This window comes from Streptomyces amritsarensis, from assembly GCF_001953875.1.
GTDB classification, from domain to species: Bacteria; Actinomycetota; Actinomycetes; order Streptomycetales; family Streptomycetaceae; genus Streptomyces; species Streptomyces amritsarensis.
In genome coordinates this window covers 1-13,356 of the sequence record NZ_MQUR01000144.1, presented here as the reverse complement: position 1 = coordinate 13,356, position 13,356 = coordinate 1, and the positions used below count along the sequence as shown (strand labels likewise).

General features: G+C 72.0%; 16 protein-coding genes. 9 read left to right on the top strand and 7 right to left on the bottom strand.

What is annotated here, in order from left to right; genetic code table 11:
* Nucleotides 1-61 precede the first annotated feature (61 nt).
* The 3 genes from AVW11_RS33760 to AVW11_RS33750 all read right to left on the bottom strand — a co-directional run bounded on the left by AVW11_RS33760 (nucleotide 62) and on the right by AVW11_RS33750 (nucleotide 2,975).
* Complete coding sequence (locus AVW11_RS33760; RefSeq protein ID WP_030849769.1) at nucleotides 62-751, bottom strand: transglycosylase SLT domain-containing protein; 690 nt, start codon at nucleotides 749-751, stop codon at nucleotides 62-64.
* Between the two features lie 296 nt (nucleotides 752-1,047).
* Nucleotides 1,048-2,148, bottom strand: coding sequence for an S-adenosylmethionine:tRNA ribosyltransferase-isomerase (locus AVW11_RS33755; protein WP_076046931.1), 1,101 nt, complete (start codon nucleotides 2,146-2,148; stop codon nucleotides 1,048-1,050).
* 47 nt (nucleotides 2,149-2,195) lie between these two features.
* Nucleotides 2,196-2,975, bottom strand: coding sequence for an SDR family NAD(P)-dependent oxidoreductase (locus AVW11_RS33750; protein ID WP_076046930.1), 780 nt, complete (start codon nucleotides 2,973-2,975; stop codon nucleotides 2,196-2,198).
* A gap of 178 nt (nucleotides 2,976-3,153) precedes the next feature.
* Here AVW11_RS33750 and AVW11_RS33745 point away from each other — a divergent pair, with 178 nt between their 5' ends.
* From AVW11_RS33745 to AVW11_RS39390, 4 genes are all read left to right on the top strand, one after another.
* On the top strand, nucleotides 3,154-4,317 hold the full coding sequence (locus AVW11_RS33745; RefSeq protein WP_076046929.1) for a GAF domain-containing sensor histidine kinase: 1,164 nt from the start codon (nucleotides 3,154-3,156) through the stop codon (nucleotides 4,315-4,317).
* A complete protein-coding gene (locus AVW11_RS33740; RefSeq protein WP_030849782.1) occupies nucleotides 4,310-4,972 on the top strand; it encodes a response regulator in 663 nt (220 codons plus the stop codon). Before AVW11_RS33745 ends, AVW11_RS33740 begins: the two co-directional genes overlap by 8 nt.
* A 149-nt stretch (nucleotides 4,973-5,121) precedes the next feature.
* A complete protein-coding gene (locus AVW11_RS33735) occupies nucleotides 5,122-5,367 on the top strand; it encodes a chaplin (RefSeq protein ID WP_030849786.1) in 246 nt (81 codons plus the stop codon).
* Between the two features lie 126 nt (nucleotides 5,368-5,493).
* Complete coding sequence (locus tag AVW11_RS39390; RefSeq protein WP_143568933.1) at nucleotides 5,494-5,766, top strand: hypothetical protein; 273 nt, start codon at nucleotides 5,494-5,496, stop codon at nucleotides 5,764-5,766.
* Nucleotides 5,767-5,968: 202 nt separating this feature from the next.
* On the opposite strand, the gene AVW11_RS33725 is transcribed toward AVW11_RS39390, so the two are convergent.
* Nucleotides 5,969-6,751, bottom strand: coding sequence for a hypothetical protein (locus AVW11_RS33725; protein WP_030849797.1), 783 nt, complete (start codon nucleotides 6,749-6,751; stop codon nucleotides 5,969-5,971).
* Between the two features lie 133 nt (nucleotides 6,752-6,884).
* Between AVW11_RS33725 and AVW11_RS33720 the strand changes: the two genes are divergently transcribed.
* From AVW11_RS33720 to AVW11_RS33705, 4 genes are all read left to right on the top strand, one after another.
* The gene (locus AVW11_RS33720; RefSeq protein WP_030849799.1) at nucleotides 6,885-7,679 is read left to right on the top strand and encodes an ABC transporter ATP-binding protein; all 795 of its coding nucleotides are present in this window, start codon (nucleotides 6,885-6,887) and stop codon (nucleotides 7,677-7,679) included.
* Between the two features lie 95 nt (nucleotides 7,680-7,774).
* Nucleotides 7,775-8,203, top strand: a complete 429-nt coding sequence (locus tag AVW11_RS33715; RefSeq protein ID WP_030849801.1) for an NfeD family protein — start codon at nucleotides 7,775-7,777, stop codon at nucleotides 8,201-8,203.
* Nucleotides 8,204-8,287: 84 nt separating this feature from the next.
* On the top strand, nucleotides 8,288-9,274 hold the full coding sequence (locus AVW11_RS33710; RefSeq protein ID WP_030849804.1) for an SPFH domain-containing protein: 987 nt from the start codon (nucleotides 8,288-8,290) through the stop codon (nucleotides 9,272-9,274).
* Nucleotides 9,275-9,365: 91 nt separating this feature from the next.
* The gene (locus AVW11_RS33705) at nucleotides 9,366-10,136 is read left to right on the top strand and encodes a sulfite exporter TauE/SafE family protein (RefSeq protein ID WP_060181149.1); all 771 of its coding nucleotides are present in this window, start codon (nucleotides 9,366-9,368) and stop codon (nucleotides 10,134-10,136) included.
* A gap of 37 nt (nucleotides 10,137-10,173) precedes the next feature.
* On the opposite strand, the gene AVW11_RS33700 is transcribed toward AVW11_RS33705, so the two are convergent.
* The 3 genes from AVW11_RS33700 to AVW11_RS33690 form a co-directional block, all read right to left on the bottom strand.
* On the bottom strand, nucleotides 10,174-10,677 hold the full coding sequence (locus AVW11_RS33700) for an HNH endonuclease (RefSeq protein WP_030849808.1): 504 nt from the start codon (nucleotides 10,675-10,677) through the stop codon (nucleotides 10,174-10,176).
* A 149-nt stretch (nucleotides 10,678-10,826) separates the two neighbouring features.
* A complete protein-coding gene (locus AVW11_RS33695) occupies nucleotides 10,827-11,363 on the bottom strand; it encodes a YbhB/YbcL family Raf kinase inhibitor-like protein (RefSeq protein ID WP_030849811.1) in 537 nt (178 codons plus the stop codon).
* A 138-nt stretch (nucleotides 11,364-11,501) separates the two neighbouring features.
* Nucleotides 11,502-12,284 carry a sporulation protein gene (locus tag AVW11_RS33690; protein ID WP_030849815.1) on the bottom strand — a complete coding sequence of 261 codons (783 nt, stop codon included), beginning with the start codon at nucleotides 12,282-12,284 and terminating at the stop codon, nucleotides 11,502-11,504.
* Nucleotides 12,285-12,392: 108 nt separating this feature from the next.
* Here AVW11_RS33690 and AVW11_RS33685 point away from each other — a divergent pair, with 108 nt between their 5' ends.
* A complete protein-coding gene (locus AVW11_RS33685) occupies nucleotides 12,393-13,034 on the top strand; it encodes a DNA-3-methyladenine glycosylase (RefSeq protein WP_076046927.1) in 642 nt (213 codons plus the stop codon).
* Nucleotides 13,035-13,356 lie beyond the last annotated feature (322 nt).

Below are 13,356 nucleotides of genomic sequence, written 5' to 3'. Positions count from 1 at the left end.
CACCCGGGATCCGGGTGCCGCCCTTCGGCGCGTGGGGGGTGGGGCGAGGACCGCCGCAGGCCTAGTAGGCGCTGTTGACGTTGTCCATCGAGCCGTACCGGTCGGCCGCGTAGTTGCAGGCGGCGACGATGTTGGCGACCGGGTCGTACTGGTCGAACTTGGTGCCCTTGACGTGGTACGCCTTGAAGGTCGGGTAGATGACCTGGAGCAGGCCCTTGCTGGGGATGCCGTTCTTGGCGTTGATGTCCCAGTTGTTGATCGCCATCGGGTTGCCGCTGGACTCGCGCATGATGTTGCGGTGAATACCGGCGTAGGTGCCCGGAATGCCTTCCTTCTTCATGATGAAGAGGGCTTCCTTGATCCAGCCGTCCAGGTTGTTCGCGAACACCGGGGTGCGGGCGGCGGAGCGGCTCGCGGCGGCCTTCTGCTCGCGGGCCTTCTTCGCGGCGGCCTCGGCCTTGGCCTTGGCGTCGGCGTCGGCCTTCGCCTTGGCGGCGACGGCGGCGGCCTTGGCGTTCGCGTTGGCGATGACCTGCTGCGTGGAGAGGTGACCGTACAGCGCCTGCGTCTGCGTGCCGTTCACGGCCTGGGTCCAGGCGACGGGGGCGGCCGAGATGGTCTCGGCCTCGGCGACGTCGGCGGGGACGAGGGAGAAGGCGACGGCGGCGGCGCTCAGGGTGGCGACGCCGGCGATGGACAGCTTGTGTGCCTTCGTCAGACGACTGTGACCGGGGGTGCGGGAAGCAGACATGGCGGGGCAACCTCTTCGAATAGCGGGGGCCGCAGGAAGGCGCCTTGCGGATCCGGGATCCGCGGCGCCTGGCGACGGGAGCAATTCTTAGCGGCGGCAAAATCCTGTGGCAAAGGTGTGACGTACGATCCCGCTTAGTGGATCAGGGGCGGGCGCCGAGGGTCGATTTCCGGCCTCGGCGCTGGCCCTGCCCGCGCTGATGGGACCTGCACTCTTCCACTAGGGAGCTTCGTAAGTGATGTGGGTCCTATGCCGGGGCTCACACCACCCTTACGCCATTCTCACCATGCGTTGCTTCAGCAATGCTTTCCGTGACGGTTGTCCTCCTTGAGGAGGAGGTGGACGTCCCCGAACTCATGCCAGAGGCAGAGCCGGGCCAGCGCCTGCGCATACCCGAGCCGTACGGCGGCACGCCCCGCCACCGCCTCCAGCATCAGCAGGTGCGAGGCCTCCGGCTCGTGCAGCCCGGTCAGCAGGCCGTCCACCGCCCGCACCCCCCGCTCGGGCGTCACCACCAGATCGGTCCACCCGCCCGCCGCGCGGACCACCCCGCGCGCGTCCGCCGCCGACTCCAGCGCCCGTACCGCGGTGGTCCCGACCGCGATCACCCGCCCGCCCCCGGCGCGCGCGGCGTTCACCAGCGCCGCCGTCGCGGCCGGCACCGCGTACCGCTCCGGATACGGCGGCTCGTGCGCCTCCTGCGAGGCCACCCCCGTGTGCAGGGTCAGCGGCGCGAACTGCACCCCCCGGCTCACCAGCCGCGCCACCAGCTCCGCCGTGAAGGGCCGGCCCGCGCTCGGCATCTCCGCCGACCCCGACCCGTCGGCCGCCGGCACCGCGAACACCGTCTGGTACGCCGACAGCGGCTGCTCCTGCTCCGTGTAGGCGTACCGGATCGGCCGCCCGTGCGCCCGCAGCAGGTCCGCGACCGCGTACGGAGCGGGGGAGGGCCGCGCCCACCACAGCCGGTCCGCGTCCGCGGCGAGGGGCTCCTCCAGGACCAGGCGGCCGCCGCCGGGGAGCTCCACCACCGCACCGGGCGGGCCGCCGGGGTGCGGCCGGGTCGTCCCGCGGCCCGCCGGGGCGCGCAGCTCCACCGCCCAGCGGCCGTCGTCCCCCCGGGTCGAGAAGTGCACCACCAGGTGCTCGCCGCCCAGCCGGGCGTCCACGGCGGCCGCGAGGGTGGCGGAGGTGTTCACGACCAGCACGTCGCCGGCCCGCAGCAGGTGCGGCAGCTCCCGGAAGGCGTGCAGCGACACCCGGCTGCTGCCGTGGGACACCAGGAGGCGCACGGCGTCCCGGCCGAGCCCCGGCCCCCGCTGCTCGGCCGGAACCCGGGCCAGCAGTTCGCGAGGAATGTCCGGTATATGCAGTCCCCCTTCTTCTTCCTCCGGCACCGCGTCCCTCCGCACTGCCTCCCCTGCCCGCAGGCCCGGCCCCACGCTCACCGCCCGCCCCCCACGCCCTGCCCGGCCCCCACGCCCTGTCCGGGACCCTGCCCGGCGCCCGCGTCCTGCCCGGGGCCCGCGGGCTCGGCCAGCCCCTCCGCCGTGTACCGGCCGCTCGGCAGGCCCCGCTCCAGCAGCCGCAGCAGCACCGGAGCCACCTCCTCCGGCGCCGGCAGCCCCGCCAGGTCCTCGTCCGGCTCGGCCGCCGCCATCATCCGCGTCCGCATCGACCCCGGATCCGCCCACCACACCCGCAGCCCCGGCTCCTCCACCGCCAGCACCGCCGACAGCAGGTCCACCGCCGCCTTGGTCGCCCCGTACGCACCCCACGTGGCGTACGGAACGACCGCGGCGTCCGAGCTGATGGTCAGCACCGCCCCCGCCGCCGAGGCCCGCAGCAGCCCCAGCCCTTCCTGGACCAGCCCCAACGGCCCCAGCACATTGACCTCGAACGCCTCCCGCAGCCCGGCCGGCGGCTGCGCCGCCAGCGGCACCAGCGGCTCGGCCCCGAGCACCCCCGCGTTGTTCACCAGCAGGTCCAGCCCGCCCAGCCCCCGCGCGGCCGCCACCAGCGCCGCCCGGTGCGCATCCGAGGACACGTCCCCGGCCACCGCCACGACCCGCACCCCCGCGACCCGCTCCAGCCCGGCCGCCGCCTCCTCCAACGCCGCCGCCCCCCGCGCGCTCAGCACGAGGTCCCAGCCCCGCGCCGCCAGCTCCCCGGCCAGCGCCCGGCCCAGCCCCCTCGACGCCCCCGTCACGATCGCCACCGACATGACAGCACCCTCGCCTTCGTCCCGATCAGCAGATGCCCTCAACCTAGGAACGCGCGCGCCCCGCCGCGTCGGCCGCCGGCCCCACCCGTACAGGTCCCTTGGACCTACGCCCTGCGGCGTGCCCCGGGTCCCCCCACCGCCCGATCCCGCAGGTCACGGCCGCCGGTACGGTGAGGCCATGACCGCAAGCCCCCTACAGGGCGGACCCCGCAGCGGCCTGGCCGCCGTGAGCACCGCCCTGCTGGCCATGAGCCGCCGCCTGGAGGTCCGCGACGTCCTGCGCACGATCGTGGTGTCGGCCCGCGAGCTGCTGGACGCCGAGTACGCGGCCCTGGGCGTCCCGGACGACCACGGCGGCTTCGCCCAGTTCGTCGTCGACGGCATCAGCGCCGAACAGTGGCGCCGGATCGGCCCGCTGCCCCGGCAGCACGGCATCCTCGCGGCGATGCTCCACGAGAACGGCCCGGAGCGACTGGCCGACGTACGCAAGGACCCCCGCTTCGGCGGCTGGCCCTCCGCCCACCCCGAGATGTCCGACTTCCTGGGCATGCCCGTCCGCGACGGCGACGAGATCCTCGGAGCGCTCTTCCTCGCGAACAAGCGGAGCGCCCCCGACGGCGCCGACCGCGTCTTCACCGACGAGGACCAGGACCTCCTCTCCCTGCTCGCCCAGCACGCGGCGATCGCCCTCACCAACGCCCGGCTCTACGAGCGCAGCCGCGAGCTCACCATCGCCGAGGAGCGCTCCCGCCTCGCGCACGAACTGCACGACGCCGTCAGCCAGAAGCTCTTCTCCCTGCGCCTCACCGCACAGGCCGCCGCGACCCTCGTCGACCGCGACCCGGCCCGGGCCAAGGACGAACTCCAGCAGGTGGCCGCCCTCGCCGCGGAGGCCGCCGACGAACTGCGCGCCGCCGTGACCGAGCTGCGCCCGGCAGCCCTGGACGAGGACGGCCTGGTGGCCACCCTGCGCACGCACGTCCACGTACTCGACCGCGCGCACGCCGCACACGTCACCTTCGCCTGCGAGGGCGTACGGGCCCTGCCCGCCGCCCAGGAGGAGGCGGTGCTCCGCGTCGCCCAGGAGGCCCTCCACAACGCGCTGCGCCACTCGGGCGGCGACCGCGTCGAGGTCACCCTGGCCCGCACGCCCGCCGGCGGCGCGGTCCTGAGGGTCGTCGACTCCGGCAGGGGCTTCGATCCCCGGGCCGTCCGCCGGGCGGGCCGCCATCTGGGGCTGGTCTCCATGCGCGACCGCGCGAGCGGCGTCGGAGGCGGCCTCGCCGTGCACTCGGTGCCCGGTCGGGGCACCACGATCGAGATGGAGGTCCCCGGTGGCTGACAGCACCGGCCGAAGCGGCGCCCGCATCCGTGTCCTGCTGGTGGACGACCACCAGGTGGTCCGGCGGGGCCTGCGCACCTTCCTGGAGGTCCAGGAGGACATCGAGGTGGTCGGGGAGGCCGCCGACGGCGACGAGGGCATCGCCCGCGCCGAGGAGCTGCGGCCCGACGTGGTCCTCATGGACGTGAAGATGCCGGGCACCGACGGCATCGAGGCCCTGCGCCGGCTGCGCGAGCTGGCGAACCCCGCGCGGGTGCTGGTCGTCACCAGCTTCACGGAGCAGCGGACCGCGGTCCCCGCCCTGCGCGCCGGCGCGGCGGGATACGTCTACAAGGACATCGACCCCGACGCCCTGGCCGCCGCGATCCGCTCCGTCCGCGCCGGCCACGTCCTGCTCCAGCCGGAGGTCGCGCAGGCCCTGCTCTCCCAGGACGACCAGGGCTCCCCGGCGGGCCGCCCCGGCTCGCTGACCGAGCGCGAGCGCGAGGTCCTCGGCCTCATCGCGGACGGCCGCTCCAACCGGGAGATCGCCCGCGCCCTGGTGCTGTCCGAGAAGACGGTCAAGACGCACGTCTCGAACATCCTGATGAAGTTGGACCTTTCCGACCGGACGCAGGCCGCATTGTGGGCGGTCAGGCACGGAATGGCCGAGTAACGAGCCCGAATCGGACCGTCTCGTTCCGGGCTGAGATTCATACGGTCGGGTGTATGTAGCCCACATGGCGTACCCCCGGGGGCGGGCCGGCCGTTCTCCATGGCGTGCCGCGACGGCTGGTCGCGGCAGACGTACTGGAGGACGAGAACGTGAAGAACTTCAAGAAGGCCGCAGCCGTCACCATGATCGCGGGCGGGCTCCTCGCCGCCGGCGCCGGTGTCTCCTCGGCGCACGGCGGTGCGTCGGCGGAGGGCGAGGCCCTGAACTCGCCCGGCGTGGCCTCCGGGAACCTGCTCCAGGCCCCGGTGCACGTCCCCGTGAACGTCGTGGGCAACACGGTCAACGTGATCGGCCTGCTCAACGGCGCGTTCGGCAACAGCGGCGTCAACGCCTGACCCGCCCGGACCTACGGCCCCGCTTCCCCCTCTCCCCTGGAAGCGGGGCCGTACCGGCGTGCCGGTCGGGCGATCCCCGCGCGAGCCCCGGCTCGCCGCCCGACCCCCGCGCCCGGCGTGACCCGCATGACGAGGAACTCACCGCCACTGCGACAAGCTCTCGGTCGTGGACACCGGCTCCGGCACCGTCGTGGACAGCGTCACCGTGGGGACGGGCGCGACAGCGCGGCCCTCGGCCCCGACGGCTCCCGCCTCTACGCGGCGGACACCGTGTCCGTGGTCGACACCCGCACCAGGACGGTCGTCAAAACCGTCGGAGTCGGGCACGAACCGAGCAGAATGACGGTCTCCCCGGACAACAGGAGCGTCGCGGCGACGCACCTCTGGGCCCGGCGGTGACACCCGACGGCCGCACGCTGTACGTCGCCACCGCCGGCGCCGACCGCGTCTCGGTTCCGCACCGACACCGGCACGCCCACCCACAGCGTCCCCGTCGGCGGCGGTCCCACCCCCCTGGCCCTCGCCCCGGACGGCTGGACCGTGCACGTCGGCAAAGGCCCGAGCCCCCGCGGCGGCCCCGCGGTGGCCCCTCGGCGTACCGTCAGTCCCGCTCGCGCGCCTCGACGGCCGAGTTGTAGGCCGCCACCAGCGCCCGCCGCGCGACCCGCTCCACCGGCCGCAACGCCTCCGCCCGCGCCGCCATCTCCGACGCGGCCACCGCACCCCCGTGCCCGCTCTCGTACGCCAGCGACACCATCAGGTCCACCCGCTGCGCCAGCGCCAGCACCCGTACCGCCCGGGGCGGATACCCGGGCGCCAGCGCGTCCTGCCCCGCCTCCGCCCGCGCCCGGTAGGCCGACAGGGCCGCCTCCGCCACCGGACCCGAGCCCGCCACGTCCAGCCGGGTCAGCACCGCGGTCGCCTCGCGCAGCGCCTCCGCGAGCTCCCGCTCCGCCTCGCCGAGCGACGGCACGTCCGCCGGCGGTGCCTCCCGTACCGGCAGGCAGTGCCAGGTCACGGACACGTGCACATCCCCGGCCGGACCGGCCTCGGCCACCTCCGGCACCAGCCCCAGCGCCGCGCCCACCGCGACGACGGCCTCCTCGGCCTCCAGCGCCCGCGCGTTGAACTCCGGGGGGCCGCTCAGCCCCAGCGGGTGCCCCGGCGCCGGCAGCGCCACCCGCAGCCCGCTCACCCCCAGCGCGCGGAGCCGGCCGAGCCCCAGCGTGAGCCCTACCGGACCCGACTCGCCCGGCAGACCCTCCACCCGGTGCACGGCGTCCTCGCCCACGATCGACATCGCGGCCTCGTCGGGCGAGGCCAGACCGGCCAGCAGCGCGTTCCCCCAGGCGGCCAGCCGCCCTGAACGTGGTTCGAAAAGCATCCCCCCACTTTACGGATCACCACCCGCGCCGGGCCCCGGCCCCGGACCCCTTCCCGAGTGGCGTAGGTTTTCCCCTGGGGCTGCGTCTACCGGCGCACAGTGAACCGTGACTGCAAGGGGTGACAACACGCTCATGAGCGATGTTCTGGAGCTGGTGGACGTATCCGTGGTCCGCGAGGGCCGGGCTCTGGTGGACCAGGTCTCCTGGTCGGTGAAGGAGGGCGAGCGCTGGGTGATCCTCGGCCCCAACGGCGCCGGCAAGACCACACTGCTGAACCTCGCCTCCAGCTACCTCTTCCCCACCAAGGGCTCCGCCACCATCCTCGGCAGCACCCTCGGCAAGGTCGACGTCTTCGAGCTGCGCCCCCGCATCGGCATGGCCGGCATCGCGATGGCCGACAAGCTCCCGAAGCGGCAGACCGTCCTGCAGACCGTCCTCACCGCCGCCTACGGCATGACGGCGACCTGGCAGGAGGAGTACGAGGCCGTCGACGAGCAGCGCGCCCGCGCCTTCCTGGACCGGCTCGGCATGACCGAGTACCTCGACCGGAAGTTCGGCACCCTCTCCGAGGGCGAGCGCAAGCGCACGCTGATCGCCCGCGCCCTGATGACCGACCCCGAGCTGCTGCTCCTCGACGAGCCCGCCGCGGGCCTCGACCTCGGCGGCCGCGAGGACCTCGTACGCCGCCTCGGCCGCCTCGCCCGCGATCCGCTCGCCCCCTCCATGGTCATGGTCACGCACCACGTCGAGGAGATCGCCCCCGGCTTCACCCACGTCCTGATGATCCGCCAGGGCAAGGTCGTCACCGCCGGTCCCATCGACCTCGAACTGACCTCGCGCAACCTCTCGCTCTGCTTCGGCCTCCCCCTGGTCGTCGAGCGCAACGGGGCCGACCGCTGGACCGCGCAGGGCCTCCCGCTCGGCTGACACCCGGTAGGTAGGGGCAACCCGAGCCGGTCACCCTCCGGGTCCGTGCGCCCGCACCCTGTCCCGACCGCGCCCACCCGACCTACCATGACCACGTGGACATCGACGCGTGGGTGTGGTGGCTCATCGGCGCGGTCGGACTGGGCATCCCCCTGGTCCTGACCGCCATGCCGGAGTTCGGCATGTTCGCCGTCGGGGCGGTGGCGGCAGCCGTCACGGCGGCCCTCGGCGGGGGAGTGGTGGCCCAAGTCCTGGTCTTCGTGGTCGTGTCGGTCGCGCTCATCGCCGTCGTACGGCCCATCGCCAACCGGCATCGCGACCAGCGCCCCCAACACCGCAGCGGCATCGACGCCCTGAGGGGCAGAACCGCCGTCGTCCTCGAACGCGTCGACGGCGGCGGCGGACGCATCAAGCTCGCAGGCGAAGTCTGGTCCGCCCGCGCCCTCGATGCGGACACCATCTTCGAACCCGGCCAGTCCGTCGACGTGGTGGAGATCGACGGGGCGACCGCCGTCGTGATGTGAGAAGCAGCCTGCTCGCGGCCCCCAGGTCTGCGAGACTCCGATCAACGGGGCAGCACAGACAGCCGGAAGGGCACGGGGAACCGCATGCAACCGATCATCATCGTCCTGATCATTCTGGTGGTTCTGGTCTTCATCGCACTGGTCAAGACGATCCAGGTGATCCCGCAGGCCAGCGCCGCCATCGTCGAGCGGTTCGGCCGCTACACCCGCACCCTCAACGCGGGCCTCAACATCGTCGTCCCGTTCATCGACTCGATCCGCAACCGGATCGACCTGCGCGAACAGGTCGTCCCGTTCCCGCCGCAGCCCGTCATCACCCAGGACAACCTCGTCGTCAACATCGACACGGTCATCTACTACCAGGTGACCGACGCCCGGGCGGCGACGTACGAAGTGGCCAGCTACATCCAGGCCATCGAGCAGCTCACCGTCACCACACTGCGCAACATCATCGGCGGCATGGACCTGGAGCGGACCCTCACCTCCCGCGAGGAGATCAACGCGGCCCTGCGCGGAGTCCTCGACGAGGCCACCGGCAAGTGGGGCATCCGCGTCAACCGCGTCGAGCTCAAGGCCATCGAGCCGCCGACCTCCATCCAGGACTCGATGGAGAAGCAGATGCGCGCCGACCGGGACAAGCGCGCCGCGATCCTCCAGGCCGAGGGTGTCCGGCAGTCCGAAATCCTGCGCGCCGAGGGTGAGAAGCAGTCCTCCATCCTGCGCGCCGAGGGTGAGGCCAAGGCCGCCGCGCTCAAGGCCGAGGGTGAAGCGCAGGCCATCCGCACCGTCTTCGAGTCCATCCACGCCGGCGACGCCGACCAGAAGCTCCTCGCCTACCAGTACCTGCAGATGCTCCCCAAGATCGCCGAAGGCGACGCCAACAAGCTCTGGATCGTGCCCAGCGAGATCGGCGACGCACTCAAGGGCCTCTCCGGAGCCATGGGCAACTTCGGCCCCCTGGGCGGCGGTTCGGGCTTCAACCCGCAGAACTCCGGCAAGGACGGCGGCGGCATCCCGGCCGCACGGGACAAGGACAGCGCCGAACGCCGCGAGCAGCCCCCCATCGACTGACCGGGCCCGCCCCCTGATGCATGATCAGTGAGGCCCCTCGACCTTCATGGCGGGGAGGCGACTCACTCATGCAAAGGGGATGGCACAGTCCATGTCCATCTGGGAATCACTCGCGGTCCTCACCGCCGGCATCGGCGCGGGCACGATCAACACCATCGTCGGCTCCGGCACCCTCATCACCTTCCCGGTGCTGCTGGCCACCGGCCTGCCACCGGTCACCGCCAACGTGTCCAACACCCTCGGCCTGGTGCCCGGTTCGATCAGCGGGGCCATCGGCTACCGCAAGGAACTCCGGGGACAGCGCGCCCGCATCCTGCGCCTCGGCTCGGTCTCCGCCGTCGGAGGACTCGCGGGCGCGGCCCTGCTGCTCGCCCTGCCGTCGGAGTCCTTCGACACGATCGTGCCCGTCCTGATCGGACTGGCACTCGTCCTCGTCGTCCTCCAGCCGCGGCTCGCCGCAGCCCTGCGCCGACGCCAGGAAGCCGCCGGAGGGGACACCGGCCACCCCGACGGCGGCCCGCTGCTGCTCGGCGGCATGCTGTTCTCCAGCGCCTACGGCGGCTACTTCGGGGCGGCCCAGGGCGTGCTCTACCTGGGTCTGATGGGCCTGCTGCTCCACGACGACCTGCAACGCGTCAACGCCGTCAAGAACGTCATCGCCGCCCTCGTGAACGGCATCGCGGCCGTCTTCTTCCTCTTCGTCGCCGAGTTCGACTGGACGGCCGTGCTCCTCATCGCCGTCGGCTCGACCATCGGCGGCCAGATCGGCGCCAAGGTCGGCCGCCGCCTCTCACCGACCGTCCTGCGCGCGGTCATCGTGACGGTCGGACTCCTCGCGATCGTCCAACTGCTGACCCACTGAGCGACGTAGAAGAACTACGCCGCTCAGCGTAGGTGTCCTAGGCGGAACGCTCCAGCCACTCCGGGAGCCCCTCCTGGCCGGCCACGCCCAGCGCGAGGAGCATGGCGTCCGCCGGCGACGGTACGAAGGGCTTCCGCAGGAGCGGCATCCCCGCCTCCTCCGGAGTCCGAGCCGCTTTGCGGTGGTTGTCGTCGGCGCAGGAGGCCACCGTGTTCAGCCAGGTGTCCCCACCGCCCTGGGCCCTCGGCAGTACGTGGTCCACCGTGGTCGCCCGCTTCCCGCAGTACGCGCACCGGTGCTGGTCCCGGACCAGCACCCCCCTGCGCGACCAGGGGGCATGTCTTCGGAAGGGCACCCTGACGTACCGGCAGAGCCTGATCACCCGCGGCATCGGAAGATCCATGGTGGCTGCGCGGACACGGAGATCGGGGTGCGACTGTTCGACGACGGCCTTGTCCTGGAGCACCAGGACCACAGCTCGGTTCAACGTCACCGTCGACAGCGGCTCGAAGCTCGCATTCAGCACCAGCGTGTCCCGCATCTCGCCCACCTCCCGTGTGCAGGCCCGCGACCACCATGGCGGCAGGGCCCGCAACCACTCTGGCCGCGCGCGCCACGCGGGACAACGCAATAAAAATGCCCGGTCCCGGGCTTCTTTAGACCAGGACCGGGCAAACGGCGGGCGAACGATCAGCGTGCGGCGGGCGCCTCGTACTCCGCGACGAGCTGCGCGCGCCCCAGCGCGTGGAACCGCAGGTGGAAACCGACGACCGCCGGAGACGAGTCCTCGTCCGGGCCGAGCTGCTCCCGGTCCACCGCGTACACGGTGAACACGTAGCGGTGCCGCTCCCCGCGCGGCGGGGCCGCGCCGCCGAAGTCCCGCGTCCCGTAGTCGTTCCGCGCGTGCACGGCGCCCTCCGGCAGACCGGGGAAGTCCCCGGTGCCCGCCCCGGCGGGCAGCTCCGTCACCGAGACGGGCAGGTCGAACAGGACCCAGTGCCAGAACCCGCTGCCCGTCGGCGCGTCCGGGTCGAAGCAGGTCACGGCGAAGCTCTTCGTCCCCTCGGGGAAGCCCTCCCAGCGCAGGTGCGGCGAGATGTTCTTCCCCGTGAGGACCTGGGCGGCGTTCAGGTCGGCTCCGTGGGAGACGTCCTCACTCGTCACGGTGAACTCGTGCACCTCGGGATGGAAATCGTGGGGGAGCGGCGCCCTGTCACGTTCGGACACGTCAAGACCTCCTGGTCGGAAACGGATATCCCCTGCAAACACGGAGCCTAGGGCTCCGGCAAGATCGTCGATGACGCCGCGGGGCGGGACGGGCCCCGCACACCACCGGCGTCCCGGGCCCGTCCCGTCCCACGCAGGTCAGAACCAGTTGCGCTGCGAGCCCACCGAGGCGATCCACTGGTTGAGGTACGCGGCCCAGTCCGTCCCCTGGTACGACTGCAGACCCACCTGGAAGCAGCGGTAGGTGTCGCTGCCCTCGCTGAACAGCCCGGGCTTCTTGTCCATCTCCAGGACGACGTCCATCTCCCGGCCGTCCGAGACGAAGGTCAGCTCGACCTGGTGCAGCCCGCGGTACTGCGACGGCGGCAGGAACTCGATCTCCTGGTAGAAGGGCAGCGTCTGCCGGGTCCCGCGGATGTGTCCGCGCTCCATGTCCGCGCTGCGGAAGGTGAAGCCGAGCTGGCGGAACGCGTCCAGGATCGCCTGCTGCGCCGGCACCGGGTGCACGTTGATCGCGTCCAGGTCGCCCGCGTCCACCGCACGCGCGATCTCCAGCTCCGTGCTGACCCCGATGTTCATGCCGTGCAGGTGCTGACCCGCGTAATGGGTGATCGGCGTCTCCCAGGGGATCTCCAGCGCGAACGGCACCACGTGCAGCGCGCCGGCCTGTACCTGGAAGGCACCGCCGAGGCGCTGCTTGGTGAAGACGACGTCCTGCTTGTACTCCTGGTCACCGCCCTCGACCTCGACCCGCGCCTGCAGCCCGACGGACAGCCCCTCGATCTGCTGCTCCACGGACCCGCCCTGGATCCGCACCTCACCCTGGACGATCCCGCCCGGAACCACGTTCGGCTCGGTGATGATCGTGTCCACCGAAGCACCACCGGCACCCAGGCTGGCGAACAGCTTCTTGAAGCCCATGCTCAAACTCCCCTTGAACGATCTGGCGACTACGCCGCGACTACCCCTTACCAACGCGGAACCTTAGGCCCCGGTTGCAGGTCGGCGCGGTCCACTACGCTCGACCGGATGAGCGCGCGTCTCGACCGTACGCCCCTTGCCCGGTCCTTCTTCGACCGCCCGGTCCTCACCGTGGCCCCCGACCTCCTCGGCCGTACCCTCGTCCGCCGTACCGAGGAAGGCCCCATGGAACTGCGCATCACGGAGGTGGAGGCGTACGAGGGTGCGGCCGACCCCGGTTCACACGCCTACCGCGGGCGCACGGCACGGAACGCGTCGATGTTCGGCCCACCCGGACACGCGTACGTCTACTTCATCTATGGCATGTGGTTCAGCCTCAACCTGGTGTGCGGCCCGCCGGGCCACGCGAGCGGGGTCCTGCTGCGCGCCGGCGAGATCACGGTCGGCGCCGACCTCGCCGCCAAACGTCGAGTTTCAGCCAGAAACCCGAGGGAACTCGCCAAAGGGCCGGCCCGCCTGGCCACGGCCCTGGACGTGGACCGGTCGTTGGACGGGACCGACCTCTGCGCGGGGCCCGGTTCCCCCTTGTCCCTCCTCGCGGGCACTCCCACCTCCGCCGACCTGGTGAGCAGCGGTCCCCGTACGGGCGTCGGCGGAGCCGGCGCGGACCACCCGTACCGCTTCTGGATCACCCACGACCCGACGGTGAGCCCGTACCGCGCCCACGCGCCGCGCCGCCGCTCAACTTGACGCACCCTTGCGGGACGCCTAACGTAGTTCGAGCCGCTTTTACGGGCACTGCCATCGGCAGACCCCCGAGCGGCCAACCCACTACCTACGACTTGCCCCTGGCGGGGTCCTGTTCGGCGTGCCCGAATTCCCGGCCGGTGACCCGATTATGTGTCACAAGGGAAAAGCGCTAACGTAGTGGAACGCCGAAAGGCAAAGACCCCCAACGGTCACCGAATTCAAATCCGAACCGACTGCGACTTTCGAGAAGCAGGGCGCGGAAATGATCTGGTAGAGTTGGAAACGCAAGACAGCAGAACGAAAGCCCGGAGGAAAGCCCGAG

Excerpts from the sequence above, each read along its gene's own strand:
- AVW11_RS33725 (WP_030849797.1), bottom strand. The coding sequence starts at position 6,751 with ATGCTTTTCGAACCACGTTCAGGGCGGCTGGCCGCCTGGGGGAACGCG.
- AVW11_RS33710 (WP_030849804.1), top strand. The coding sequence starts at position 8,288 with ATGCAACCGATCATCATCGTCCTGATCATTCTGGTGGTTCTGGTCTTC.
- AVW11_RS33700 (WP_030849808.1), bottom strand. The coding sequence starts at position 10,677 with ATGCGGGACACGCTGGTGCTGAATGCGAGCTTCGAGCCGCTGTCGACG.
- AVW11_RS39390 (WP_143568933.1), top strand. The coding sequence starts at position 5,494 with ATGACGAGGAACTCACCGCCACTGCGACAAGCTCTCGGTCGTGGACAC.
- AVW11_RS33690 (WP_030849815.1), bottom strand. The coding sequence starts at position 12,284 with ATGGGCTTCAAGAAGCTGTTCGCCAGCCTGGGTGCCGGTGGTGCTTCG.
- AVW11_RS33705 (WP_060181149.1), top strand. The coding sequence starts at position 9,366 with ATGTCCATCTGGGAATCACTCGCGGTCCTCACCGCCGGCATCGGCGCG.
- AVW11_RS33685 (WP_076046927.1), top strand. The coding sequence starts at position 12,393 with ATGAGCGCGCGTCTCGACCGTACGCCCCTTGCCCGGTCCTTCTTCGAC.
- AVW11_RS33760 (WP_030849769.1), bottom strand. The coding sequence starts at position 751 with ATGTCTGCTTCCCGCACCCCCGGTCACAGTCGTCTGACGAAGGCACAC.
- AVW11_RS33750 (WP_076046930.1), bottom strand. The coding sequence starts at position 2,975 with ATGTCGGTGGCGATCGTGACGGGGGCGTCGAGGGGGCTGGGCCGGGCG.
- AVW11_RS33720 (WP_030849799.1), top strand. The coding sequence starts at position 6,885 with ATGAGCGATGTTCTGGAGCTGGTGGACGTATCCGTGGTCCGCGAGGGC.
- AVW11_RS33745 (WP_076046929.1), top strand. The coding sequence starts at position 3,154 with ATGACCGCAAGCCCCCTACAGGGCGGACCCCGCAGCGGCCTGGCCGCC.